This is a genomic window from Burkholderia lata (assembly GCF_902499335.1).
GTDB classification, from domain to species: Bacteria; Pseudomonadota; Gammaproteobacteria; order Burkholderiales; family Burkholderiaceae; genus Burkholderia; species Burkholderia lata_B.
Genome location: NZ_CABVQK010000002.1, coordinates 94,078 through 119,153 on the forward strand (window position 1 = coordinate 94,078; position 25,076 = coordinate 119,153).

At 67.4% G+C, this 25,076-nt stretch carries 23 protein-coding genes; 8 read left to right on the forward strand and 15 right to left on the reverse strand.

The window, feature by feature from the left end:
- Positions 1–49: 49 nt before the first annotated feature.
- Positions 50–1,015 carry a LysR family transcriptional regulator gene (locus BCO18175_RS04695; protein ID WP_174979695.1) on the reverse strand — a complete coding sequence of 322 codons (966 nt, stop codon included), beginning with the start codon at positions 1,013–1,015 and terminating at the stop codon, positions 50–52.
- Positions 1,016–1,167: 152 nt separating this feature from the next.
- Here BCO18175_RS04695 and BCO18175_RS04700 point away from each other — a divergent pair, with 152 nt between their 5' ends.
- Positions 1,168–1,572, forward strand: a complete 405-nt coding sequence (locus BCO18175_RS04700; protein WP_174979696.1) for a RidA family protein — start codon at positions 1,168–1,170, stop codon at positions 1,570–1,572.
- A gap of 31 nt (positions 1,573–1,603) precedes the next feature.
- On the opposite strand, the gene BCO18175_RS04705 is transcribed toward BCO18175_RS04700, so the two are convergent.
- Entirely contained in the window at positions 1,604–2,419 is an 816-nt protein-coding gene (locus BCO18175_RS04705) for an aminotransferase class IV family protein (protein WP_174979698.1), read from the reverse strand.
- A 134-nt stretch (positions 2,420–2,553) separates the two neighbouring features.
- Here BCO18175_RS04705 and BCO18175_RS04710 point away from each other — a divergent pair, with 134 nt between their 5' ends.
- Both BCO18175_RS04710 and BCO18175_RS04715 read left to right on the forward strand, forming a co-directional pair.
- Positions 2,554–3,474 carry a LysR substrate-binding domain-containing protein gene (locus BCO18175_RS04710; RefSeq protein ID WP_174979700.1) on the forward strand — a complete coding sequence of 307 codons (921 nt, stop codon included), beginning with the start codon at positions 2,554–2,556 and terminating at the stop codon, positions 3,472–3,474.
- A gap of 72 nt (positions 3,475–3,546) precedes the next feature.
- The gene (locus BCO18175_RS04715; protein ID WP_174979701.1) at positions 3,547–3,957 is read left to right on the forward strand and encodes an ACT domain-containing protein; all 411 of its coding nucleotides are present in this window, start codon (positions 3,547–3,549) and stop codon (positions 3,955–3,957) included.
- Between the two features lie 99 nt (positions 3,958–4,056).
- Here the strand turns inward: BCO18175_RS04715 and BCO18175_RS04720 are convergent, their stop codons facing one another.
- A complete protein-coding gene (locus BCO18175_RS04720; RefSeq protein ID WP_174967398.1) occupies positions 4,057–5,250 on the reverse strand; it encodes a urate hydroxylase PuuD in 1,194 nt (397 codons plus the stop codon).
- Between the two features lie 51 nt (positions 5,251–5,301).
- Entirely contained in the window at positions 5,302–5,655 is a 354-nt protein-coding gene (uraH, locus tag BCO18175_RS04725) for a hydroxyisourate hydrolase (RefSeq protein ID WP_011352401.1), read from the reverse strand.
- 511 nt (positions 5,656–6,166) lie between these two features.
- Here uraH and BCO18175_RS04730 point away from each other — a divergent pair.
- The gene (locus tag BCO18175_RS04730; protein WP_174979703.1) at positions 6,167–7,579 is read left to right on the forward strand and encodes an 8-oxoguanine deaminase; all 1,413 of its coding nucleotides are present in this window, start codon (positions 6,167–6,169) and stop codon (positions 7,577–7,579) included.
- A gap of 89 nt (positions 7,580–7,668) precedes the next feature.
- Here the strand turns inward: BCO18175_RS04730 and BCO18175_RS04735 are convergent, their stop codons facing one another.
- Together BCO18175_RS04735 and BCO18175_RS04740 are read right to left on the reverse strand one after the other, a co-directional pair.
- Entirely contained in the window at positions 7,669–8,598 is a 930-nt protein-coding gene (locus tag BCO18175_RS04735; RefSeq protein WP_006762467.1) for a LysR substrate-binding domain-containing protein, read from the reverse strand.
- Between the two features lie 222 nt (positions 8,599–8,820).
- Positions 8,821–9,030, reverse strand: a complete 210-nt coding sequence (locus BCO18175_RS04740; RefSeq protein WP_021160372.1) for a dodecin — start codon at positions 9,028–9,030, stop codon at positions 8,821–8,823.
- Positions 9,031–9,165: 135 nt separating this feature from the next.
- Here BCO18175_RS04740 and BCO18175_RS04745 point away from each other — a divergent pair, with 135 nt between their 5' ends.
- Positions 9,166–10,059 (forward strand): NAD(P)-dependent oxidoreductase, encoded by an 894-nt coding sequence (locus tag BCO18175_RS04745; RefSeq protein ID WP_174979705.1) that lies wholly within the window; start codon positions 9,166–9,168, stop codon positions 10,057–10,059.
- A 66-nt stretch (positions 10,060–10,125) separates the two neighbouring features.
- Here BCO18175_RS04745 and BCO18175_RS04750 read toward each other — a convergent pair whose 3' ends face one another.
- The 4 genes from BCO18175_RS04750 to BCO18175_RS04765 form a co-directional block, all read right to left on the reverse strand.
- A complete protein-coding gene (locus tag BCO18175_RS04750) occupies positions 10,126–10,572 on the reverse strand; it encodes a hypothetical protein (protein ID WP_027784713.1) in 447 nt (148 codons plus the stop codon).
- Positions 10,573–10,905: 333 nt separating this feature from the next.
- Complete coding sequence (gene mscL / locus BCO18175_RS04755; RefSeq protein ID WP_174914599.1) at positions 10,906–11,337, reverse strand: large conductance mechanosensitive channel protein MscL; 432 nt, start codon at positions 11,335–11,337, stop codon at positions 10,906–10,908.
- A gap of 232 nt (positions 11,338–11,569) precedes the next feature.
- Positions 11,570–12,736, reverse strand: coding sequence for a tetratricopeptide repeat protein (locus BCO18175_RS04760; RefSeq protein ID WP_174979706.1), 1,167 nt, complete (start codon positions 12,734–12,736; stop codon positions 11,570–11,572).
- A gap of 90 nt (positions 12,737–12,826) precedes the next feature.
- Entirely contained in the window at positions 12,827–13,507 is a 681-nt protein-coding gene (locus tag BCO18175_RS04765; RefSeq protein WP_011352396.1) for a PspA/IM30 family protein, read from the reverse strand.
- A 443-nt stretch (positions 13,508–13,950) separates the two neighbouring features.
- On the opposite strand from BCO18175_RS04765, the gene BCO18175_RS04770 reads away from it, so the two are divergent.
- Complete coding sequence (locus tag BCO18175_RS04770) at positions 13,951–16,467, forward strand: penicillin-binding protein 1A (RefSeq protein WP_174979708.1); 2,517 nt, start codon at positions 13,951–13,953, stop codon at positions 16,465–16,467.
- 84 nt (positions 16,468–16,551) lie between these two features.
- On the opposite strand, the gene BCO18175_RS04775 is transcribed toward BCO18175_RS04770, so the two are convergent.
- The 4 genes from BCO18175_RS04775 to mfd form a co-directional block, all read right to left on the reverse strand.
- Entirely contained in the window at positions 16,552–17,022 is a 471-nt protein-coding gene (locus BCO18175_RS04775; RefSeq protein ID WP_254607969.1) for a DUF3574 domain-containing protein, read from the reverse strand.
- Between the two features lie 145 nt (positions 17,023–17,167).
- On the reverse strand, positions 17,168–18,187 hold the full coding sequence (locus tag BCO18175_RS04780) for a threonine/serine dehydratase (RefSeq protein ID WP_174914608.1): 1,020 nt from the start codon (positions 18,185–18,187) through the stop codon (positions 17,168–17,170).
- A gap of 60 nt (positions 18,188–18,247) precedes the next feature.
- Complete coding sequence (argE, locus tag BCO18175_RS04785; RefSeq protein ID WP_174979710.1) at positions 18,248–19,468, reverse strand: acetylornithine deacetylase; 1,221 nt, start codon at positions 19,466–19,468, stop codon at positions 18,248–18,250.
- 105 nt (positions 19,469–19,573) lie between these two features.
- Complete coding sequence (gene mfd / locus BCO18175_RS04790; protein ID WP_174979711.1) at positions 19,574–23,044, reverse strand: transcription-repair coupling factor; 3,471 nt, start codon at positions 23,042–23,044, stop codon at positions 19,574–19,576.
- A gap of 107 nt (positions 23,045–23,151) precedes the next feature.
- On the opposite strand from mfd, the gene ispD reads away from it, so the two are divergent.
- Positions 23,152–23,862 (forward strand): 2-C-methyl-D-erythritol 4-phosphate cytidylyltransferase, encoded by a 711-nt coding sequence (gene ispD, locus BCO18175_RS04795; protein WP_011352390.1) that lies wholly within the window; start codon positions 23,152–23,154, stop codon positions 23,860–23,862.
- Positions 23,863–23,890: 28 nt separating this feature from the next.
- On the forward strand, positions 23,891–24,376 hold the full coding sequence (gene ispF / locus BCO18175_RS04800) for a 2-C-methyl-D-erythritol 2,4-cyclodiphosphate synthase (RefSeq protein ID WP_021160386.1): 486 nt from the start codon (positions 23,891–23,893) through the stop codon (positions 24,374–24,376).
- Positions 24,377–24,506: 130 nt separating this feature from the next.
- Here the strand turns inward: ispF and BCO18175_RS04805 are convergent, their stop codons facing one another.
- The gene (locus BCO18175_RS04805; RefSeq protein WP_011352388.1) at positions 24,507–25,034 is read right to left on the reverse strand and encodes a carboxymuconolactone decarboxylase family protein; all 528 of its coding nucleotides are present in this window, start codon (positions 25,032–25,034) and stop codon (positions 24,507–24,509) included.
- Positions 25,035–25,076: the final 42 nt, after the last annotated feature.

The window sequence follows — 25,076 nt, forward strand, 5'->3', positions numbered from 1 at the left end:
CCCGCGCATGATGCGCGGGTTTTTTTATGCGCTGCCGGTTTTGCGCGATTCAGGATGCCGCGGTCTTGCGCGTGTCGCGCGAGCGGCCGGCGCCGCGACGCCGGTTCACGATCGGCGCATGCCGCGCCGTCAATTCGGCGACCCAGTCGATGAACACGCGCAGCTTCGCGCTGACGTGCCGGTTCGGCGGGAACGCGACGTACATCGGCATCGGTTCGAGCTGCCATTGTTCGAACAGCGGCACCAGTTCGCCACGGGCGCGATGCGCGCCGGCCATGTAGTCGGGCAGCCACAGAATGCCCAGCCCGGCGAGGCCGGCCTCGAGGTACGCATTGCCGTCGTCGACCGCGAGCACGTAGCGTCCGCGCACGGTGACCTGCTCGCCGTCGCGTGCCATCGCAAACGGTAATGGCTTGCCGGTGCGCGCCCACAGAAAGCCGACGATCCGGTGATGCGTGTCCTCCAGCTCGTCCGGGTGAGTCGGCGTGCCGGCGCGAGCGAGATAGGCCGGCGACGCGTACACGCCGAGCCGCAGGTCGCCGACGTGGCGCGCGACCAGCGCGCGGTCGGTCGGCTCGCCGCCGCGCACGACGCAGTCGACGTTCTCGCCGATCACGTCCACCACGCGGTCGCTCACGCCCATGTCGAGCTGGATGTCCGGATAGCGCGCATGAAACGCGGGCAGCGCGGGGATCAGGATCAGGCGCGCGAACGGGCTCGGCACGTCCACGCGCAGTCGCCCGCGGGGTGACGCGGAGGCGGTGGACAGGCTCGTTTCGGCATCGTCCATGTCGGCCAGCAGCCGCACGACGCGGTCGTAGTACGCGGCGCCGTCCGCGGTGACGACGACCTTGCGCGTCGTGCGGTTGAACAGCTTCACGCGCAGCCGCGCTTCGAGCTGCTGCACGAGTTGCGTGACGGTGGTGCGGCTCATGTGCAGCGTCTCGGCCGCCTTCGTGAAACTGCCGGCTTCCACTACGCGGGCGAACGCCTGCATTGCGTCGAATCGATCCATCGGGTCAGGGCTCCGCGTCGGTCGGAAATTGTTTGGTGCGTGCAAACAGTGTTGGACAGGGTTGCCGGTTTATCCGCGGCGCAACGGTCCTTAAAGTGCCTTCATCGTTGATGCAGGGGCGGCTTCGCCCCACAAACCGAAGGAGGTATGGGATGGTAAAGCGTAGCGTGGTTTTTCCGCCCGGTCGCCAGGCTCTGTACGACCGCAACCGCTATTCGCCGGCAGTGCGCTCGAACGGCTTCCTGTTCGTGTCCGGGCAGGTCGGCAGCCGCGAGGACGGCTCGCCCGAGCCGGAACTCGGTGCGCAGGTCCGCCGCGCGTTCGACAACCTGAATGCGGTGCTGCGCGCGGCCGGCTGCACGTTCGACGACGTCGTCGATGTGACGGTGTTCCTCGTCGATCCCGAAGCGACGTTCGAGCGGATCTGGGAGATCGTCCCCGAATACTGGGGCGATGCGCCGCATCCGGCGCTGACTGCCGTCGGCGTGACCTGGCTGTATGGGTTCCAGTTCGAGATCAAGGCGATCGCGCGGCTGCCGGAGACGGTCGGCGGGTGAGCAGGGCGCCCGCGGTTCGTGGCGGTGCGCGTCACGGCGCGGCGGGCGGCTCCTGTTCGTACGCGCGATGCAGCAGTGCGACGAACGACGATGCGTCGGGCAGAGTCGTCGTGCCGAACCGGCGCACGGCGATCCCGGGCGTCCACGAATTCATCACGACGGCGCCGGCCATCGACGGCAGGTCGGCCGTCGTCAGTTCGCGATCGTGCTGCGCGACGCCCAGGCGCGCCAGTTGCCGGCGCACGATGCGCATCGTGACGCCGCCGAGCATGCCGGCCACCGGCCACACGACCGCTTCGCCGGTCCAGAACGCGAGATTCCAGATCGATCCTTCACTGATGCGCCCGTGGCGATCGACGAAGGCCGCATCGTCGAAGCCCTGCGCGAGCGCGCGGCGCAGGAAGTGCGTCTTCGCGACTTCGCCGACGTGCTTGATGTCCGGCAGCACGCGCTCGTATTCGAACAGCGCGAGATCGAGCGGGCCCGCCGGCCCCGACGACGGCGCGGCGGTGCGAACCAGCACGTCGAGCGTTTCGTCGTCGCGCGGCGCGACGAATTCGCCCGTCGTCGCATGCACGGTGGCGGTTAGCGACAGCGCCGCCGGCGCGTGATCGAGCGCAGTGCGCAGGAGCGCGCGGATCCGGGCGTCGGGCAGTGCCTGGCCGAACAGCGTGTTCGACGCATCGCGCAGCCGCGCGAGATGCAGGTCGAGGCCGCGCACATGGCCGTCGCGCACCTGCATCGCGGTGAAATGCGCATGGCCCGCGAACGCGAGTACGGCGAGCGCGTCCGGGGTGGCGGCGACGCCGTTGAGCTGGGCGACGGACGGGAACGGGGCAACGGTCATCGGTGGATCTCCGGGTTCGGTCGCGAGCGCGGGGCGGCTCGCGGCATCTTCAAGAAAGCCTATTGTTTGCCGATTGATCGCGTCTTGAAAAACGAGTAGTTTTGGAACGGTCATCAAATCCGGTTTGAAGATCGATGGAACGCATGTGGCCCGGTACGCGCGCGCTGAGGACGTTCGATGCGGCGGCGCGGCACCTGAATTTCTCGCGGGCGGCCGACGAGGTCGGGCTGACGCCGGCGGCCGTCAGTCACCAGATCAAGGAAATCGAGGCGCAGCTCGGCATGGCGCTGTTCGTCCGCACGAGCCGCAGCATCCGGCTGACGCCGGCCGGTGTCGTGCTGGCGGCTGCGGCCGCCGATGCGCTGGCGGGCCTGCAGCGCGCGACTGCCCGGGCACGGCGCATCGCGCGGGAGCAGACGGAGCTGCGCGTGTCGGTCGGCGCGCGCTTCGCGACGCACTGGCTGCTGCCGCGCCTGCCGCGGTTCAGGGCAGCGCATCCGGCGTTCGAGCTGTCGTTCGATATCACCGACCGGTTGCGCGACTTCGATGACGACGACGTCGATGTCGCGATCCGCTTCGGTACAGGGCGTTATCGCGATGCATGCGCGCAGCGCCTGTTCGATACGTCGGTCGTCGCGATCTGCAGCCCGGCGCTGTTGTCGGTGGGGCCGCCGTTGCGCAAGCCGCGCGATCTGCTGCGCCACACGCTTTGCCACGCGGACTGCGAAGTCGACGGCGTGACCTGGCCGCGCTGGTCGGCGTGGATGGCCGCTGCCGGCGTCGACGGTTTCGACGACAGCCGGTGCGTAGCGTTTCCGGATTCGAGCCACGTCGTGCAGGCCGTGACGGATGGCACGGCGGTCGGTCTGGCGGAGCCGCACATGATCGCGCGCGATCTCGCGGAAGGGCACGTCGTGCAGCTGTTCGACGTGAGCGTCGAAGTGGCGCCCGGCCTCGCGTACTACGTCGTGTATCCGGAGCGCACGCAGGACGATCCGCGCATCGTCGCATTGCGTGCCTGGCTCGCGGACGAAGTCGCGACGATGTGCGCGTAGCGGTGGCGTCTGCGCGTGCTATCGTGCCCGCATCTCCACCGCACGATGCCCGATTCCGGGCGTGTTCCCTCGATGAGCCAACCTGAAAAAAACCTCGCGATCCTGCTGAGCACGATGCAACCCGAACTGCATCCGGGTGCGTTCGCCTTCGTATCGCTGCCGCTCGATGCAGTCGTATCGCTATCCGAAGCGATTGCAACGTTTCGCGAAGCGGAAGGGCTGACGGTCGTCGTCGGCGAGGAGGTGGCAGCGCGTCACGGCTGGCCCGTGCTGTTTCGTGCGGCCTGGATCACGCTGACCGTGCATTCCGACCTCGCGGCGGTCGGCCTCACGGCGGCGTTCGCGCGGGCGCTCGGCGCGGCAGGCATCAGCTGCAACGTGATGGCGGCCGCATACCACGATCACATTTTCGTGCCGTTCGACGACGGCCCGCGCGCGCTCGATGCGCTCGTGGCACTCCAGCGCGACGCGATGCGCGGCTGAAGCGCGCAGGGCATCCGTAACACGCAAAAAAAACGGGCCCGTAACGGGCCCGCGAACGGAAAGGATTGCGCCGGGAAACGACCCCGGGCGCGCGGCGGCTTACTTGTTCGCGCCACCCTCGAACCACGCGGCGAGCTTCGTCCGCTCGTCGTCGGTCATGTGCGTGACGTTGCCGATCGGCATCGCCTTCAGGCGCACGGCCTGTTCGTAGATACGCTGCGCGTTCTTCGACACTTCGTCCGGCGTGTCGAACATCACGCCTGCGGGGGCGCTGCCCATCAGCGTCGGCTTCGACGAGTGGCACTCCACACAGCGTTGTTGCAGGATCGGCATGATGTCGTTGATCACGACCTTCGGCGCGTTGGCGGCCTGCGCTTCCGGCGCGACCGGCTTCGGCGTCGTCCACACGAGTGCGCCTGCCAGCAGTGCGACGCCGCCGATCGGCAGGTACCACAGCTGCTTGCCGCGGTGGCGCATCACGAAGAACTGGCGGATCAGCGCGCCGGCCAGCATGATCAGCACGAGCACGACCCAGTTGAACTTGTTCGTGTAGGTCATCGCGTAGTGGTTCGACAGCATCGCGAACACGACCGGCAGCGTGAAGTACGTGTTGTGCACCGAGCGTTGCTTGCCGCGCTTGCCGTAGATCGGATTCGGCTCTTCGCCCTTGAGCATCTTGTCGACCATCTTGCGCTGGCCGGGGATGATCACGAAGAACACGTTCGCCGACATGATCGTCGCGAGCATCGCGCCGACGATCAGGTACGCGGCGCGACCCGCGAAGATATGGCACGCGAGGTAGGCGGCGGCGACCACGTAGATGCCGACGCAGATGCCGAGCACGCGATCGTTGGTGCCGAGGAGGCGGCACAGCGAGTCGTAGACGATCCAGCCGGCGGCGAGGAAGCCGAGTGCGGATGCGACGGCGACCACCGGGCCCATGTCGAGCACGCTCTTGTCGATCAGGTAGGTGTTCGGCGCGAGCAGGTACAGCACGAAGAACAGCGAGAAGCCCGACAGCCAGGTCGTGTACGACGGCCACTTCGACCAGTGCAGGTCATCCGGCATTTCCGGCGGAGCGACCGTGTACTTCTGCATGTTGTAGAAACCGCCGCCGTGGACGTGCCACAGCTCGCCGAACACACCGCGCTTGCGCTGGTTCGGGTCGGTCGGCGGTTTCAGGCTGTTGTCGAGCGCGACGAAATAGAACGACTCGCCGATCCACGCAATGGCGACGATGACGTGCAGCCATCGCAGCGCGAGGTTCAGCCAGTCGGTGATGAAGCCTTCCATGAAACTCCTCCAGACTCAGATTTTGTATTGATGCGGGCGCCGATGCGTATGTCAGCTGCCGCGATAGGTGCTGTACGACCACGGCGACACGAGCAGCGGCACGTGGTAGTGCGAGCCGGTGTCGGCGATGCCGAAGCGGAGCACGACGCGGTCGACGAAACGGGGTTCGGGCACCTTCACGCCGAGCGACGCGAAGTAGTCGCCGGCGTGGAACACGAGTTCGTATTCGCCGGCGGCGAGCGCGGCGCCTTCGAGCAGGGGTTCGTCGCAGCGGCCGTCGCTATTGGTCAGCACGGTCTTGATCGCGCGGCGCGATTCGCCGTCCAGCGCGTAGAGGTCCACCTTGATTGCAGCGCCGGGACGGCCGTGCGCCGTATCGAGTACGTGGGTAGTGAGCTTTCCCATTCGCAATTGTCCTTGTGTGAATGCGAGGTTCGGCGGCGACTCGATCCATTGACTGTGCGGCGGATCGAGGCTCCACGTCACGTGGCTACATACCCGTCGGCGAGATTGAAGCGAGCGCCGTGCAGGCATTGTAAAAAGGTTCCCTGCGCAAATACGGGCGCGATATCAAAGATAATGCGCCGCGCATGAGCAGCTGTCGACGGCACGCCGGACATGGCTTCCGGCGGGCGTTTCGGGCGCTCGGCGGGGCGCTGCGCGGCGTACCATATCGAATCCGTGAAACGCGGTATTCCGGATCGCGCATTGTGTGCGGCGCGCGCTTGGGCGATCCTCCCGCCGTGCGCGTCGGCCTGTGGCCCGCGCGTACCCCGAAGACGGCGAGCACGCCGGGTAACCGGGCCAGGGCGTTCGAACGGACGCAGGCACCGGAGCGTGCCGCGATTCAGCGTTCGAACGGCTGTGTGACCGTCCCCAGGATCCGCCCCTGGGGGCAGACCGACGCGGAGAACGCATGAACCTCGAGCAGCACGCTGGCGCACGCGCGCCGAACCCTTCCTCATCCCGCCCGAAAACCCTGCTGGTCAAGCACGCCGACGTGCTCGTGACCATGGACGACACGCGCCGCGAACTGCGCGACGCGGGGCTCTACATCGAAGACAACCGGATCGTCGCGGTCGGCCCGACCGCCGAGCTGTCCGACACGGCCGACGAAGTGCTCGACCTGCGCGGCCATCTCGTGATCCCGGGGCTCGTGAACACGCACCACCACATGTACCAGAGCCTGACGCGCGCGGTGCCTGCGGCGCAGAACGCCGAGCTGTTCGGCTGGCTCACGAACCTGTACAAGATCTGGGCGCACCTGACGCCCGAGATGATCGAGGTGTCGACGCTTACCGCGATGGCCGAGCTGCTGCAGTCGGGCTGCACGACGTCGAGCGATCATCTGTACATCTACCCGAACGGCAGCCGCCTCGACGACAGCATCGGCGCCGCGCAGCGCATCGGCATGCGTTTTCACGCGAGCCGCGGCGCGATGAGCGTCGGCCAGCGCGACGGCGGGCTGCCGCCCGATTCGGTCGTCGAGCGCGAGCCCGACATCCTGCGCGACACGCAGCGCCTGATCGAGACCTATCACGACGAAGGCCGTTACGCGATGCTGCGCGTGGTCGTCGCGCCGTGCTCGCCGTTCTCGGTGAGCCGCGACCTGATGCGCGACGCGGCCGTGCTCGCGCGCGAATACGGTGTGTCGCTGCACACGCACCTTGCGGAGAACGTCAACGACATCGCGTACAGCCGCGAGAAGTTCGGGATGACGCCCGCCGAATATGCGGAAGATCTCGGCTGGGTCGGCCACGACGTGTGGCATGCGCACTGCGTGCAGCTCGACGATGCGGGCATCGGCCTGTTCGCGCGCACCGGCACGGGCGTCGCGCACTGTCCGTGCTCGAACATGCGGCTCGCGTCGGGTATCGCGCCGGTGAAGAAGATGCGTCTCGCGGGCGTGCCGGTCGGCCTCGGCGTCGACGGCTCCGCATCGAACGACGGCGCGCAGATGGTCGCGGAAGTGCGGCAGGCGCTGCTGCTGCAGCGGGTCGGTTTCGGGCCCGATGCGATGACCGCGCGCGAAGCGCTCGAGATCGCGACGCTCGGCGGCGCGAAGGTGCTGAACCGCGACGATATCGGTGCGCTGAAGCCCGGCATGGCCGCGGACTTCGCCGCGTTCGACCTGCGCCAGCCGCTGTTCGCGGGTGCGCTGCACGATCCGGTCGCGGCGCTGGTGTTCTGCGCGCCGTCGCAGACGGCGTACACGGTGGTGAACGGGAAGGTGGTGGTGCGGGAAGGGCGTTTGGCGACGCTCGATCTGCCGCCCGTCATCGCGCGTCACAACGCGCTCGCACAGGCACTGGTCGAGGCATCGCGCTGAAGAAAGGCTGAGGCCAGCCGGCGGCTGCGTTGCCGCCGGGCGTGCCGCCAGCTGTCGCCGCGCCGGGACGGCGCGTGCGACGCGGGCCGTTACGCCTCGATCAGCGTGCGGGTGGCTTCGGCGACGAGGCTGCGCAGCCAGCGCACTTCGTCCGAGTAGTGGCAGCGCTCGTGCCACAGCTGGTAGTACTGCATCGGCGGGAAGTCGAGCGGTGCCGGCACGACCGACAGCGGCAGGAACTTCGCGTAGTGATCGGCGAACAGGCGCGTCGTCGTGAAGATCAGGTCGGACTTCACGAGCACATAAGGCGCGAGGTTGAAGTACGGCAGCGTGACGACCACGTGGCGCTTGAGCCGTTCGCGCGCGAGATGCACGTCGATCGCGCCGCGCTGGCCGACCGAGTACGGCGTCGGCGCGAGATGCGGCGCGTTCAGGTACTGGTCGAGCGTGAGCCCGCCGCGCTTCGCGAACGGGTGCGTGTTGCTCATCAGGCAGACGATTTCGTCGACGAACAGGTTCGACAGGTGCAGTTGCTCGGGCGGTTCGGGCCAGTTGCCGACGACGATGTCGAGCTTGCCGTCTTCCAGCGCGAGCTCGTAGTCGAACGCGGGGCCGAGCGAATGGAATTCGAGCGTCGCGTTCGGCGCCGCCTGGCGGAAGCGCTCGACGACGGTCGGTACGAACAGCACGTTCAGGTAGTCGGGGCAGCCGATCCGGTAGCAGCGGATCGACGTGGCCGGGTCGAAGTTGTGCTGCTGGAACTTGATGCGCTCGATTTCACGCAGCGCGTTCTGCACGGGCTCGAGCAGGCGCAGCCCGTACTCGGTCGGCACCATGCCGGATTTGCCGCGCACCAGCAGCGGATCGCCGGTGATGTCGCGCAGGCGCCGCAGCGCGGCGCTGATCGCCGGTTGCGACTGGTTCAGTTTGACGGCCGCGCGCGTGACGCTGCGCTCCATCAACAATGTGTGCAAGACGCGCAAGAGGTACGTGTCGATCGCCTCGCGTTGCTGACTCATGATATCTCCGGGTTATATGTCTGGGCTGATCGATGGGGTATTGGGGTATATCGTTTTTAATATGAAGCTGGGCCAGCGTCAAGAGATGGATACCCGCAGACACCCGCCGGCCGGGCCGCGACAAGGGGCCCGAACGGGGGGGCGATGTGAAGCGCGCGGTGCCGCGCGGACGCGCGTTGCGCGAGTCCGGATCGCGGCGCGACGGGTGATGCGGCGTGCGCGTCAGTCGTCGATGCGCATACCGACCTTCAGCGTGACCTGCCAGTGCACGACCTGGTCGCCTTCGATGTGGCCACGCGTTTCGGTCACCTGGAACCAGTGCAGGTTGTGCAGCGTCTTGCCGGCTTTCGAGATCGCGTTGCGGATGGCGTCGTCGCTCGATTGCTGCGACGAACCGGTCAGCTCGATCATCTTGTACACGTGGTCGCTCATGATGCGCTCCCTGGGATATCGGTATGGATGGCCGGTGCAAGCCGTGGTCCCGAAGCGGCGCCGCGCGTGCCCGGCTTCTTGAGTGATAGGTATGATGGGCGGCAAGTTCAACCCATATCGGAGACGAGGAACATCGTGGAAGTCGGATTTTGCGGACCGGGATTGATGGGCGCGCCGATGATTCGGCATTTGCTGGCGGCCGGGCATCGGGTCAGCGTGTGGAATCGCTCGCGCGACAAGGCCGAGGCGCTCGTGAAGGACGGCGCGCAGGTGGTCGGCACGCCGCGCGAACTGGCGGAGCGCGTCGATACGGTATTCGTGTGCGTGCTCGACGGCCGCGCGGTGGGCGACGTCGTGTTCGGCGAGCATGGGCTGCTCTCCGGCGACGCCGCTGCGCGTCGCCTGCAGCGCATCGTCGATCATTCGAGCATCCCGCCTGCCGCGACGCGTGAGTACGCGGCGCGCGCGGCCGCACTCGGTGTCGGCTGGGTCGATGCGCCCGTATCGGGCGGCGTGCCCGGCGCGCAGGCCGGCACGCTCGCGGTGATGGCCGGCGGCCGCACGGACGATCTCGATGCGGTGCGGCCGCTGATCGACACGTACGCGTCGCGCATCACGCACATGGGCGACGCGGGCGCGGGGCAGACGGCGAAGCTGTGCAACCAGGCAATCGTCACCGCGACGGTGACCGCGATCGCCGAGGCCGTCGGGCTGGCGCAGGCGAGCGGCATCGATGCCGCGCGGCTGGCCGAAGCGCTGGCCGGCGGCTGGGCCGATTCGGTGCTGCTGCAGACGTTCGTGCCGCGCATGACGTCGGGCGGGCACGTACCGATCGGCGCGCTCAGCACGTTTCAGAAGGACGTCGATGCGATCGCCGACGCGGCGCGCGACACGGGCGCGGTGATGCCCGTGTCGGCCACCGTGCAGCAGGTGTTGCGGCTTGGTGCCGCGCAAGGGCTCGCCGGCGCCGATTTCGCCGCGTTCATCGACATCGTGCGGCCCGGCAACGGGCGTCAGCAGGCGTCGTGACGGGCAAGCGGGGCGCGTGAATGGCAGATGGGCCGCCTGGAGGCGGCCCATCGAATGGCAGGCGGATCAGCCGAGGGAGCGTGGTGTCGTGTCGCCGGCGTTCTGGCGGCCGAGCCCGCCGCGCAGGCTCGCTTTCGTGCCTGCACCAAACTCGGGCAGGATGCGCGCACGCGCACGGCTGGCAAACACGAGGAAGCCGAAGCCGTTTGCTTCATACCAGTATCCGCCGTTCTCGAGGCCGTCCAGCGGCTGCTCGAGCGCGTTGGCGATCGATTCGATGCAGCGCTTGCGCAGCTCGGCGATAGCCGGATAAGGCGGCTGGGCGCCGCGCACGCTGCACAGGAGCACGTCGAGACCGGGCAGCACATGCGCGTACAGGACGGGTTCGTCCTGCGCACGGGCGCGGGCAATCTTGGTGTCGAGCTGGGCAAACGGTTTCGAGTGGCGCAATACCGCGAGGAATGACTCCTGGCCATCCTGCTGGGCACGCCGACGTTTTTTCGGGAAGGACATAAACACTCGCCTCAAAAACAATTGCAAGAAATGCGGCACTTTCATGCGACCCACTCCCGGCTATGTACGCCGCATGTCGATCCTTTATAGCACACGAAAATGCTGCCTTCGTGCAGTACGACGATCAATGTCTCCCGTCGACCTGCTCGCCATGATCGACACAGCCAGCGTCTTGGCGCCCGTACTGTCGTTTAGTCTCCATCATAGACCTGCTTTCCCCGCGCGTGCATTCGCCCGTCACAAAAAAGTGAGATAGGCAGCATGCGGCGGTGCATCGCGCGCGCAATAAAAAGGCCCGCACGGGGCGGGCCTGGCTGGCGGGGCGCTCGGCGATCAGCGTTGCTTCAGCGAATCGCGGATCTCACGCAGCAGCACGGTGTCTTCCGGCGTCGCGGCCGCCGCGGCTTCTTCCGGCTTGCGCAGCTTGTTGATGAATTTCACCATCAGGAAAATGATGAACGCGAGGATGACGAAATTGATCGCGACGGTGATGAACGAGCCGTAGCCGAACGCGGCGACACCCGCGGCCTGCAGGTCCTTGAACGAATCGGGATTACCCTTGAACGTCGGGGGGATGGTGCCGAGCAGAACGAACTTGTTCGAGAAATCCAGACCGCCGGTCAGCACGCCGATGACCGGCATGATGAGGTCTTTCACGATTGAATCGACGATCTTCGAGAACGCGCCGCCGATGATCACGCCGACGGCGAGATCCATGACGTTGCCCTTGACGGCGAACTCCTTGAATTCCTTGATGATGCTCATGAGCGGCTTTCTCCTGGTTGGGGCGAGGGGAGACGTGCCGCGACGCGCAAGGATGCAGAGCGTCGAATGAGGGTCGGTGGCACGCCGATGGCCGCATGATAGCGAACGCTCCCCATTGCCGGTAGCCCATCTTGAAATGATTGACAAATCCGCGCGGCGGCGCGGCCGGCCATGCAGGGGAGCGTGGCGTGCGAGGCAGCGCGTCGCGGGTGCGTCGACGCGCTGCGCAACTTCAGGTGTTGTCGTCGGTCCAGCCGTCGTCGTTGCTGCCGAGATCCATGCCGCCGCCGCCGCCGTTGCCGTCGCTCCAGTTCGACGCATCGCCGCGGCCGAGGTCGAAGCCCGGGTCGTTCTCCTGCCGGCGGCGCTCGCCGTCGACGATCACGTCGCGTTCGACCACGCGCTCGCGGCCGCCCGACATCGCCTCGCCGAGCAATACGCCGGTCAGCAGCCCGCCCATGCCGCCGCCGAAACCGCCGCCGCCTTGCTGGATCACCACGGGCGGTTGCTGTTGCGGGTACGGCTGCTGCGGATACGGCTGACCTTGCGCGCCCGTCATGCGATCGGCTTCCTGCGCGTACACGGAGCCGCTGCCGTTCGCCGGCGCAGCCGGTTGCGCGGCCGGGTCGGGGCGGCCTTCGACGCGTGCCTTCACGCTCGCATGACGCTGTTCGAGTTCATCGACGCGATACGGCGGCACCGGATTCTTGCCGTTCGCCAGCGTTTCGACGAGCGTGCGCGCGTCGGTCTCGATCGCTTCGAGTTCGCCCGTGAGCGCCGCGGCGCCGGGCGCCGTCGACAGCTTCGCGTCGAGTTTCAGCGGGCGGATGTCGTTCAGCACGTCGGTGGCGCGCTTGAGCTGCGTGCGGCGTTCGTCGTCGGCGCGGCTGTCGTCGGCCGTGCGCGCGCGCCGCAGCGTCCAGCGCAGCACCAGCGCAATTACCGCGACGATCAGCCCGAGGCCGATCCACATGCCGGTTGACGGGCCGTGTTTTTCGGCCGGCGCGACGGCGGGCGCGAGCGACGATTGCAGCGTGCCGGCCTGCGTGGCCGACGGCACGTTGCCGCTCACGCGCGCGGCGTCGGCGCGGATGCGCGACTCCGTCTGCGCGAAGCGCGACGCGTCGGTGAACTTCAGTTGCGGATCGAGCGACTTCGCGCGCTGCAGCTGCTCGAGTGCGTCGGACGCGCGGCCCTCGCGGTCCAGCACCTGCGCGTACAGGTAGCGCGCGTGCGCGTTGTTCGGATGGGCGCCGATGACTTGCGACAGCTGCGCGTCGGCTTGCTGCCAGTTGCGTTGCGCGATCGACTGCTCGACCTGCTGCAGCGACGGGACCGCAAACGCGGCGGACGACAGCAACATCAGCGAGAGGCCGAGTGCGGCGAGAGATTTCTTCATGGTCGAACCGGGCGCAGGCGCCCGTCTCCTGACGATCGGTTCGCGCCGCGCGCCCGGGGCGGGCGGCGGCGCGGTTGCCCGCAGTTGCCGTTACTGCGCGGGCGTGTCGAGCTGCTTCTTCAGTGCGGCGAGGCGATCCTCGACCGACGGGCCCTTGTTCAGCGCGGCGAGCTTGTCGTCGAGCGCCTTGCCGCTCGACGTGTCGGCCGAATTCAGACGTGCGTCCGAACGCGCATTCTGCAGCGCGACCTTGTCCTCGAGCTTCTGGAAGTCCTCGGACAGGTTCTTGCCGCCGATGCCGCCCAAGGCGCTTGCCGCGACGTCCTTCGCCTGCGCGATTTCCTGCTTGGCCTGCAGGATGTTCGAGCGTGCGTTCAGGTCATTGCGGCGCTGACGCATGTCGGCGATCTGCCCCTTCAGCTTGTCGACCGACGGCTCGAGCGTCGACAGCTCGGCCGCGAGCGCGTCACGCTCGGCTTCCGCGTTCGACTGCGCGCCGAGCGCCTCGCGAGCGAGTGCCTCGTCGCCGGACTGCAGCGCGCGCTTCGCGCCGTCCTCGTACTTCTTCACCTTGTCGTCGGCCGCATCGCGCTTGCTGCGCTGGGTCGCGACCTGTGCCTCGATCTCGATCAGCGAATTCTCGGCACGGCCGATGCTGTCGTCGAGCTCCCGCACGATCTGCCGTGCGTCGCGCGACGGATCCTGTACCGAATCGGCCGCATCGTTCAGCAGGCCTTTGATCGTGCGCGAAACAGAGTCGAAAAGCGACATGAAATCCTCCGTGGTTGAAAGGCGCCGCGTGAGAGCGGCAGTGCCCGTTGCGAGCCGGTTCCGACCCGCATGAGCCGGCGGATATTACACCACCGGTTCACTTAAATACGGCTTAAACGCGCGAGTTCAAGCGGCTTGCGCATCAGGATGTCGAACCTTTCGCGATTGAAAGAAAATCGGCCGTACACGCCATATTGCGTGTCCATGATAGGCAGAGGATGCCGACAATACGTTCCTTAAATCACGGCATTGCGGGAATTTTTACAAAAAATCGCGAAGGCACCCGGTCGATTTCATTAAAATGCGCTGTCACGTCGCGGGAACGGATCGCCGCGCGGCGGGGTCTGTCGACGTGACAGCCGCATCACGCTGTATCCGCTCTGATTCATTCGCCTGCATTTCCGCATGCGTCCGAGGGCGCCACGTACGCCCGCCATTCCGACATGCCAATTATCAAACGACCGCCTTCTTCTTCCGACAGGAACGAACCCCACTACACGCTGCGCCGTTCGCCGTCCGGAGCCTATTACCCCGATGACGACGATCGCGACGACGACCGCCGCACCCAGCGCAGCGGCGGCGGCGGGCACCGTCGCTCGTTCGGCTCGCGCGTCGTGCTGTGGTTCGCCGGCCTGTTCGTGACGCTGGCGATCGTCGGCGCGCTGATCGTCGGCTACGCGCTGGTCGTGATGGCGCCGCAACTGCCGTCGCTCGATGCGCTGACCAACTACCAGCCGAAGGTGCCGCTGCGCGTGTTCACGGCCGATCACGTGCTGATCGGCGAATTCGGTGAAGAGCGCCGCAGCCTCGTGCGCTTCCAGGACATTCCCGACGTGATGAAGAAGGCCGTACTCGCGATCGAGGACTACCGCTTCTACGAACACGGCGGCGTCGATTTCGTCGGCATCCTGCGCGCGGGCGTGGCCGACCTGATGCACGGCGGCGCGCGCCAGGGCGCGAGCACGATCACGATGCAGGTCGCGCGCAACTTCTTCCTGTCGAGCGAGAAGACCTACACGCGCAAGATCTACGAAATGCTGCTCGCGTACAAGATCGAGAAGGCCCTGACGAAGGACCAGATCCTCGAGCTGTACATGAACCAGATCTATCTCGGCCAGCGCTCGTACGGCTTCGCGGCCGCCGCGCGCGTGTACTTCGGCAAGGACCTGAAGGACATCACGGTCGCGGAAGCGGCGATGCTCGCGGGGCTGCCGAAGGCGCCGTCCGCGTATAACCCGGTGGTCAATCCGAAGCGCGCGAAGGTGCGCCAGGAATACATCCTGAAACGCATGCTCGAGGTCGGCTACATCACGCAGCCGCAGTACGACGAGGCCGTGAAGGAAGAGATCCACGTGCGCACGCCGGGCAACCAGTACGCGGTGCACGGCGAATACGTCGCCGAGATGGTGCGGCAGATGATGTACCAGCAGTACAAGGACGAAACCTATACGCGCGGGCTGACCGTCACGACGACGATCAACTCGTCCGACCAGGAAGCCGCGTACCAGGCCGTGCGTCGCGGCATTCTCGACTACGAGCGCCGCCACGGCTATCGCGGGCCGGAAGCGTCGATCAAGCTGCCCGCGGCCGGCGACGACCGCGACGAAGCGATCGACGATGCGCTCGCCGATCATCCGGACAATGGCGACCTGCAGTCGGCGGTCGTGCTGTCGGCGTCGCCGAACGCGGTCGAGGTGCAGTTCGTCGGTGGCGCGACCACGACGATCGGCCCGGCCGGGCTGCGCTTCGTCGCGGCCGCGCTCGGCCCCCGCGCGAACGACACGATGCGCATCAAGCCGGGCTCGGTCGTGCGCGTGTTGAAGGACGGCAAGACGGGCTGGCAGGTCGTGCAGCTGCCGCAGGTCGAAGGCGCGCTCGTCGCGATCGCGCCGCAGGATGGCGCGATCCGCTCGCTCGTCGGCGGCTTCGACTTCAACAAGAGCAAGTTCAACCACGTGACGCAGGCATGGCGGCAGCCGGGCTCGTCGTTCAAGCCGTTCATCTACTCGGCATCGCTCGACAAGGGCATGGGGCCGGCGACGATGATCAACGACGCGCCGCTGTACTTCCCGCCGAGCGTGCCGGGCGGCACCGCATGGGAGCCGAAGGACGACGACCAGCCGGACGGCCCGATGACGATGCGCACCGGCCTGCAGCGTTCGAAGAACCTCGTGTCGATCCGGATTCTCGCGTCGATCGGCACGCAGTACGCGCAGCAGTACGTGACGCAGCGCTTCGGCTTCGATCCCGCGAAGACGCCGCCTTACCTGCCGATGGCGCTCGGTGCGGGCCTCGTGACGCCGCTGCAGCTCGCGACCGGCTATGCGGTGTTCGCGAACGGCGGCTACAAGGTCGATCCGTACCTGATCGCCGAAGTCGACGACGCACGCGGCCAGCCGCTGCAGAAGTCGCAGCCGGTGCTCGCGGGCAGCACGGCGCCGCGCACGATCGAAGGCCGCAACGCGTACGTGATGAACAGCCTGCTGCATTCGGTCGCGACGGCCGGCACGGGCGCGGGCACCAACGCACTGGGCCGCGGCGACCTGCAGGGCAAGACGGGTACGACGAACGACGCGAAGGACGGCTGGTTCGCCGGCTACCAGCAGTCGCTCGTCGCGGTCGCATGGATGGGCTTCGATCAGCCGAAGAGCCTCGGCAGCCGCGAATTCGGCGCGCAGCTCGCGTTGCCGATCTGGGTGAACTACATGCGCACCGCGCTGAACGGCGTGCCCGAGCAGCAGATGCCGATGCCGGACGGCCTGACCTCGATCGACGGCGAGCTGTTCTACGCCGATCGCACGCCGGGCAACGGCTTCGTCGCGAACGTCGACATCAACCCGGCCGAGAACGCGATCAGCGCGAACGACGCACTCGGCTCGGCCGGTGCGGCGGGCCTTGCGCCGCCGCCTGTCACGGCGCAGGAGAAGCAGCAGATCATGGACATGTTCGAGAACAAGTAAGCGGCACGCCGCTGTTCCGGCATGCGACGGGCGCCTTCGGGCGCCCGTTTTTTTTGCGCGAATCGTCGGCGGAGAGAAGGGGAGTCAGAACGCCGCGCAGGCCGGCACGACCGTCATCCCGACCGATTGCTGGTGGAATCGCTGCATGTACGCTTGCCGGATCGCGGTGAGCCTGGCACGCGTGTCGGGCGTATCGTCGGCGATGATACGGATCACGAAGCTGTCTTCGCGGGTGATCCCGCCGCTTGCCCGGTCGCGCCACTGGCCGTGCGTGTCCCAGTAGGTGAGGCCGTCGGGGAACCGCGGCGTGACCGTGTCGGCGAGGAACGCCGCGCGTTCCGCATCGGTGACGGGGCCGCGCCCGGTCATGTCGCGCCCGAACAGCAGGTCGGCCTGCAGCATGCGGCTCTCGCCCGGCTGCGTGCAGGCCGACGGCGCGCCGACGACGGGCGAGGACGGTGCCGCGCAACCGGCGAGCAGCGCGATCGCGACGGCGCCGATCACGGGCGCCGCGCGGCGCTGCCAGGCCGTGGCGCACGCGGCTGGCGGCCGCATCTGCCCATTTCGTGACGATCGACCTCCGCGCGTGCAAAACGCTGCGCGCTCAACCACTTGCGTGCTTGTCCGGCGGGTTATCAACAGGGCTGTCAACATAATCTGGGGATAACCCTAGGTTTGTCCTCGTGTGCCCGATGCGGGGTCAGGGCTGCAATTTCGCGTGCGCGAGATGCATGCCGAGCGTGCCGGGATCCGTATTGGTGCCGGACAGCAGCACGCCGACGCGCTTGCCCTGCAGCGTTTCGCGCAGCGGGCCGAGCAGCGCGGCGAGCGCGGCCGCGCACGCCGGTTCGACCGACAGTTTCAGTTGCGAGAACAGGAACAGCATCGCGGCACGCAGCGCGTCGTCGGACACGGTGACGATGCGGTCGACGTGGCGCCGGCACAGCTGGTAGCTGTATTCCTCGGTATGCGGTGCCATCAGCGAATCGGCGATCGTCTGCATCGCGCTCATCTTGATCGTGTGATTCGCCGCGAAGCTGCGGCTCATCGCGTCCGCGCCTTCCGGCTCGACGCCGTACACGTGCACGCGCGGATTCGCGAGCCGCAGCGCGGTCGCCATGCCGGCCGCGAGCCCGCCGCCGCCGATCGGCACGATCACCGCGTCGAGGTCGGGAGTCTGCGTCGCCCATTCGTAGCCGAGCGTCGCGGTGCCGAGGATCGTGTGATAGCCGTTGAATGGATGGATGAAGAAGCGGCCTTCCTCGGCCTCGATCCGCCGGACCAGATCGAACGCCTGCGACGCACTGCCGGCCAGCACGACTTCCGCGCGGTACTGCTTGCACTGCGCGATGCGCGACGGGCTCGCGGTATGGAACATCACGACCTTGGCGCTGCTGCCGAGCCGCATTGCCGCATACGCGACGGCCGCCGCGTGATTGCCGGCCGACACGCAGGTGACGCCGGCATTCCTGCGCGCCTCGTCGAGCGCGAGCAGGTGGGTGAATGCGCCGCGCGCCTTGAAGCTGCCGCTGACCTGCAGCAACTCGAACTTGAAGTTGACGTGCGTGCCCTCGAGGGACGGCAGGTCGGCGCGTTCGAACACGGGCGTGCGCGCGACCCACGGCGACAACGCGAAATGCTGCGCGGCGATTTCGTCGAGCGTCGGGATCGGCTCGCCGTCGATCGTCGTATGGGCGGTGCCGTGTTGTTCAGTCGACATGACGTGGCGGGTGGCGGAGTGGGCCGGCCCGCACACGCGGGCCGGCGTGACGGGAGGCAGTCAGTGCGCGTCGACCGACATGCTGCGGATGAACTTGCGCAGGAACTGCTCGCAGCCGGCGAGCTGCGCGAGCTCGACATATTCGTTCGGCTTGTGCGCCTGCTCGATGTTGCCGGGCCCGCATACGACGCTCGGGATGCCCGCGCGCTCGAACAGGCCGGCCTCGGTGCCGTAGGCGACCTTGCGCTTGTCCTGGTCGGCCGTCAGCGCGCGCACGAGCTGCGTGATCGCGGCCTGTTCGGTGGCGTCGAGGCCGGGCGCCGCGGCGATCTTCGAGAATTCGATCGCGGCATTCGGATGCTCGCGAAGCATCTGCGGCAGCAGCGTGTCGCGTGCATACGCTTCGATGCGCGTGAAGATCTGCTCGGGGTCGAGCGTCGGCAGGTTGCGGAACTCGAAGTCGAACCGGCATTCGGCCGGCACCGTGTTGATTGCGTTGCCGCCCTGGATCGTGCTCGTCTGCGCGGTCGTGAACGGCACGTCGTACAGCGCGTCGAACGGGCCTTCGGCCCGGAAGCGGTCGGCGATGTCGCGAATGTGGCAGATGAGACGCGCCGCGTACTCGATCGCGTTCAGCCCCTTCGGCGTCAGCGACGAATGCGCCGCGTGGCCGCGCACGCAGCAGCGGTATGCGTTGATGCCCTTGTGCGCGATGATCGGACGCATGCTGGTCGGCTCGCCGACGATGCAGCCGGACGGTTGCACGCCGCGCTTGACGAGGTCGGCGATCATCAGCGGCGCGCCCGCGCAGCCGATTTCCTCGTCGTAGGACAGCGCGAAATGGATCGGCTTCGCGAGCTTGGTCGCCTGCATTTCGGGCAGCAGCGCGAGCGCCGCGCCGATGAAGCCCTTCATGTCGCAGGTGCCGCGGCCGTACAGGCGGCCGTCGCGGATTTCCGGCGCGAACGGATTGCTGTCCCATTGCTGGCCGTCGACCGGCACGACATCGGTATGCCCCGACAGCACGATGCCGCCGTTCGTCGAGCCGTCGTGAGCGGGCACGGTTGCAAACAGGTTCGCCCAGCCTTCGCGCGGATCGTGCGTGATCGTCGATGCAATGCCCTTCGCGGCGAGCGCGTCGCGCACCGTTTCGATCAGGCCGAGGTTCGGCACGCGGCTCGTCGTGTCCATCGACACCAGTTGCTTGATCCAGGGCAGGCTGATGAGCGACGCATCGCCTTGGTCGGCGGCGGACGGCGCCGTCGCGTCGAGAGTGGACATGGCAAAACTCCGTCTGATGAATGGGAAAATCATACTCAAAAACGCGTCGGCCCGCCTTCGCCCGACGCGATGCGGTGCAGCAACGCCGCACCCGTCAGTATCGCGTCAGCGCGCCGCGGCAGCCGCTCCCTGCTTGGGGCCGAGCGCGCGCAGCGTTTCCTTGATCGTCGACACGCGGATCGCGAGATCGGGCGAGCGCGTCTCGATGCGCAGCTTGTCCTGGCCCGCGAGCTTGATGTGCCGGTGCTTCTGCACCATCTCGATGATCCGCATCGGGTCGATCGGCGGATTGGGCTCGAACTGCAGCCCGATCGCCACCTCGCTCGCGTCGATCTTCACGATGCCGAGCGGCTTCGCGGCGATCCGCAGCCGGTGCGTCTCGACGAGCGCGTGCGCCTGCGGCGGCAGCTTGCCGAAGCGGTCGATCAGCTCTTCCTGGATGCCGTCGATCGCGTCGCCGTGTTCGCAGTTCGCGAGACGCTTGTACAGCGACAGCCGCTCCTGCACGTCCGCGCAGTAGTCGGCCGGCAGGATCGCCGGTGCATGCAGGTTGATTTCCGTCGTCGCGGCGAGCGGGGCGGTGAGGTCGGGCTCCTTGCCGTTCTTCAATGCCTTCACCGCGTCGTTCAGCATGTCCGTATAGAGCTGGAAGCCGATTTCGTGGATTTCGCCCGACTGCTTGTCGCCGAGCACTTCGCCGGTGCCGCGGATCTCGAGGTCGTGCATCGCGAGATAGAAGCCCGAACCGAGTTCTTCCATCTGCTGGATCGCTTCGAGCCGGCGCTGGGCCTGCTTGGTCAGCGCCTGCGGATCGTGGACCAGCAGGTACGCATACGCCTGGTGATGCGAACGGCCGACGCGGCCGCGCAGCTGGTGAAGCTGCGCGAGGCCGAACTTGTCCGAGCGATGCATGATGATCGTGTTCGCGCTCGGCACGTCGATCCCGGTCTCGATGATGGTCGTGCACAGCAGCACGTTCGCGCGCTGCGCGACGAAATCGCGCATCACCCGTTCGAGCTCGCGTTCGTGCATCTGGCCGTGCGCGATCACGATGCGTGCTTCCGGCACGAGCGCCTCGAGCATCGTCTTGCGGTTCTCGATCGTCTCGACCTCGTTGTGCAGGAAGTACACCTGGCCGCCGCGCTTCAGCTCGCGCAGCATCGCCTCGCGGATCACGCTTTCTTCCTCGCGGCGCACGAAGGTCTTGATCGCGAGCCGCTTCTGCGGCGCGGTTGCAATGACCGAGAAATCGCGCAGCCCTTCGAGCGCCATCCCGAGCGTACGCGGGATCGGCGTCGCGGTGAGCGTCAGCACGTCGACTTCCGCGCGCAGCGCCTTCAGCGCTTCCTTCTGGCGCACGCCGAAGCGGTGTTCCTCGTCGATGATCACGAGGCCGAGGCGCTTGAACTGCACGTCCGACGACAGCAGCTTGTGCGTGCCGATCACGATGTCGACGCTGCCTTCGTTGATCTGCGCGATCGCCGCGTTGACTTCCTTCGCGGTCTTGAAGCGCGACAGCTCGACGATCCGCACCGGCCAGTCGGCGAAGCGGTCGGCGAATGTTTGCGTGTGCTGCTCGGCGAGCAGCGTGGTCGGCGACAGCAGCGCGACCTGCTTGCCGCCCAGCACCGCGATGAACGCGGCGCGCAGCGCGACCTCGGTCTTGCCGAAGCCGACGTCGCCGCACACGAGGCGGTCCATCGGCTTGCCGCTCGTCATGTCGCCGATCACGGCCGCGATGGCGGCCGCCTGGTCGGGCGTTTCCTCGAAGCCGAAGCTTTCGGCGAACTTCACGTAGTCGCGCGGGTCGAGCGAGAACGCGTGGCCTTCACGGGCCGCGCGGCGCGCGTACAGGTTCAGCAGCTCGGCGGCCGTGTCGCGGATCTGCTGCGCGGCCTTGCGCTTCGCGCGCTCCCACTGGCCGGAGCCGAGCGCGTGCAGCGGCGCGCTGTCGGGATCGGCGCCGCTGTAGCGCGAGATCACGTGCAATTGCGCGACGGGCACGTAGAGCTTGCTGTCGCCCGAGTATTCGAGATGCAGGAATTCGGTTTCGCCTTCACCGAGATCCATCGACACGAGGCCCATGTAGCGGCCGATGCCGTGCTGCGCGTGGACGACCGGGTCGCCGACCTTCAGCTCCGACAGGTCGCGCACCATCGCGTCGACGTTGCTGGCCTGTTCCTGACGGCGGCGGCCCGCGCGGCGGCCGAGCGCGCCGTACAGCTCGGTCTCGGTGACGACCGCATAGCCTTCGCCCGGCACCGCGAAGCCGTTCGCGAGCGGCGCGACGCCGAGCGCGAAGCGTTCGTCGCTCTCGAGCCAGCCCGCGAAGTGGTCGTTCGACGCGGGGCGCAGATGGTGTTCGGCGAGCAGTTGCAGGATCGTCTCGCGCCGGCCGGCCGATTCGACGGTCAGCAGGACGCGCTTGCCTGACGATTCGACGAACGTGCGCAGCGACGCGAGCGGATCGTCGGCATGGCGATCGACGGTGAGCTCGGGCAGCGCCGTCGCCCAGCCGCCGGCCGGCTGCGCGGGCAGCACGACACGCGCGAACGGCTTCGCGAACGCGAAGAAATCCTCGTCGGACAGGAACAGGCGCTGCGGTTCGAGGATCGGCCGCTCGCGGTCGTGCGCGAGGAACGCATGGCGCTGCTTCGTATCGGCCGTGAAGCGCCGGATCGATGCCTCGAGATCGCCGGTGAACACGAGGTGCGCATCCTGCGGCAGGTAGTGGAACAGCGTGGCGGTTTCGTCGAAGAACAGCGGCAGGTAATACTCGATGCCGGCCGACGGCACGCCGTTGCCGATGTCCTTGTAGATCGGCGCGCGGCTCGGGTCGCCTTCGAAGGTCTCGCGCCAGCGGCTGCGGAAGGCCGTGCGCGCGGCTTCGTCGAACGGGAACTCGCGGCCGGGCAGGAGGCGCACGTCGCGCACCGGGTAGAGGCTGCGCTGCGTGTCGGGGTCGAACGCGCGGATCGAGTCGACCTGGTCGTCGAACAGGTCGATCCGGTACGGCAGCGGCGAGCCCATCGGGTACAGGTCGATCAGCGAGCCGCGCACGCAGTATTCGCCGGGCCGTACGACCTGGCTCACGTGCTCGTAGCCGGCCAGCGTGAGCTGCGCCTTCAGCTTCGCCTCGTCGAGCCGCTCGCCCTGGGCGAATGCGAACGTGTACGCGGCCATGAACGACGCGGGCGGCATCCGGTACAGCGCGGTGGTCGCGGGCACGAGCAGGATGTCGCAGCGGCCCTCGCCGAGGTCGTGCAGCGTCGCCAGACGCTCGGATACGAGGTCCTGGTGCGGCGAGAACGTGTCGTAAGGCAGCGTTTCCCAGTCCGGCAGCAGGCGCACGCGCGCGTCGGGCGAGAAGTAGCGGATTTCCTGCGAGAGCCGCTGCGCGTCGACCGCGTTCGCACAGATCACCGCGAGGAGCGGCACCTCCCCGCGGTTGTCGGCGAGATAACGGGCGATGGCGAGCGCGTCGGCGGAACCATGCGCGCCGTCGAAGGCGAAGCGCTGGCCGGGCTTGACGCGGGCAACGGGCGAGGCGGACGGGGTGGAAGCGTTATCTGGCATAGGGACGACAGGGGTGGCGTGCACGGGCGCATCGCGGTGCGCCGGTCGAGACGAAAGACCTATTATAAAATCCGCTTCTCGATTTCATCTTTCCGGCGTTCCATTTCGTGACTCCCCGACTTTTCGCCCTGATTCCCTGTGCCGGCACGGGCAGCCGCTCCGGTTCGGCCGTGCCGAAGCAATACCGCACGCTGGCCGGCCGCGCGCTGCTGCACTACACGCTCGCCGCGTTCGACGCGTGCAGCGAATTCGCGCAGACGCTCGTCGTCCTCGCGCCCGACGATTCCCATTTCGACGCGCGCCGCTTCGCGGGCCTGCGCTTCGCGGTGCGCCGCTGCGGCGGCGGCTCGCGCCAGGCGTCGGTGCTGAACGGCTTGCTCGAGCTGGCCGAATTCGGCGCGACCGACCACGACTGGGTGCTGGTGCACGACGCCGCGCGCCCGGGCATCACGCCGGAGCTGATCCGCACGCTGGTCGCGACGCTGAAGGACGATCCGGTCGGCGGCATCGTCGCGCTGCCGGTGGCCGATACGCTCAAGCGCGTGCCGGCCGGCGGCGACGCGATCGCGCGCACCGAGTCGCGCGACGCGCTGTGGCAGGCACAGACACCGCAGATGTTCCGCATCGGCATGCTGCGCGAGGCGATCCTGCGCGCGCAGCGCGAAGGGCACGACCTGACCGACGAAGCGAGCGCGATCGAATGGGCCGGCCATACGCCGCGCGTCGTGCAGGGCAGCCTGCGCAATTTCAAGGTCACGTACCCGGAAGATTTCGCGCTCGCGGAAGCGATTCTCGCGCGTTCCACGAACGCTTCCTGACTTTCACCCCCTCACAATCGGAATACGCATGGATTTCAGAATCGGACAAGGCTACGACGTGCACCAGCTCGTCGAGGGGCGCCCCCTCATCATCGGCGGCGTGACGATTCCGTACGAACGCGGCCTGCTCGGCCACTCGGACGCCGACGTGCTGCTGCACGCGATCACCGACGCGCTGTTCGGCGCGGCGGCGCTCGGCGACATCGGCCGCCATTTCTCCGACACGGACGCGGCATTCAAGGGCGCCGACAGCCGCGTGCTGCTGCGCGAGTGCGCCGCACGCATCAAGGCGGCCGGTTTCACGATCCAGAACGTCGACAGCACCGTGATCGCCCAGGCGCCGAAGCTGGCACCGCATATCGACGGGATGCGCGCGAACATCGCGGCCGATCTCGGGCTGCCGCTCGATCGCGTGAACGTGAAGGCGAAGACCAACGAGAAGCTCGGCTATCTCGGCCGCGGCGAGGGGATCGAGGCGCAGGCCGCCGCGCTGCTGGTGAAGCAGGGCGGCTGACGCCCGGCGGCGGCGCGCGGGTCGCCCGGCGCGCCGCGCCGCGGAAATGAAAAATGCCACGCAGATGCGTGGCATTTTCGTCTGGAGCGACCACTGGGCCGGCGCGGCGGCCGGCCGAGTGGCGTACCGCTTATTCGCCTTCTGCGGCGATGACTTGCGCGGCGGCGTTGATCACCGATGCAATGCGGCCGACGTCGCGCAGCTGCGTGACGGTCATCCCTTGCTCGTTCTTCAGCAGCGCATAGTGCGACTTCACGCAGAAGTGGCACTTGCCGACGATCGACGCGGCGAGCGCGTACATCTCGAACTTGCGCTTGTCGACGCCGCCGTGCGTCGCATACGCGCCCATCCGCAGCTCGGCGCGTTGCGTCTTCAGGTCGGCGTCGTCGGCCATCTCGACATACGGATACCAGGTGTTGTTCATCCCCATCAGCGCGGCCGCCGTCAGCACGGCGTTCGTCTCTTCGGGCGACAGGACGCCGGCTTCGCGGATCGTCTTGATGAGCACCGTGCTCTTCGCCGCGATCGCCGCCGCCAGCGCGACGCCGACCGCGTCGGTGCCTTCGAGCGACGAGCGCGAGATCGTGCCGTCGAGGTTCAGGCGAATGTCCTTCGCGTAGTCGGGAATACGTGCCTTAATCGAATCGATGAATTCCATTGATATCTCCTATGGGTTGGCCGTTAAAAAAGCCCGCAGGCA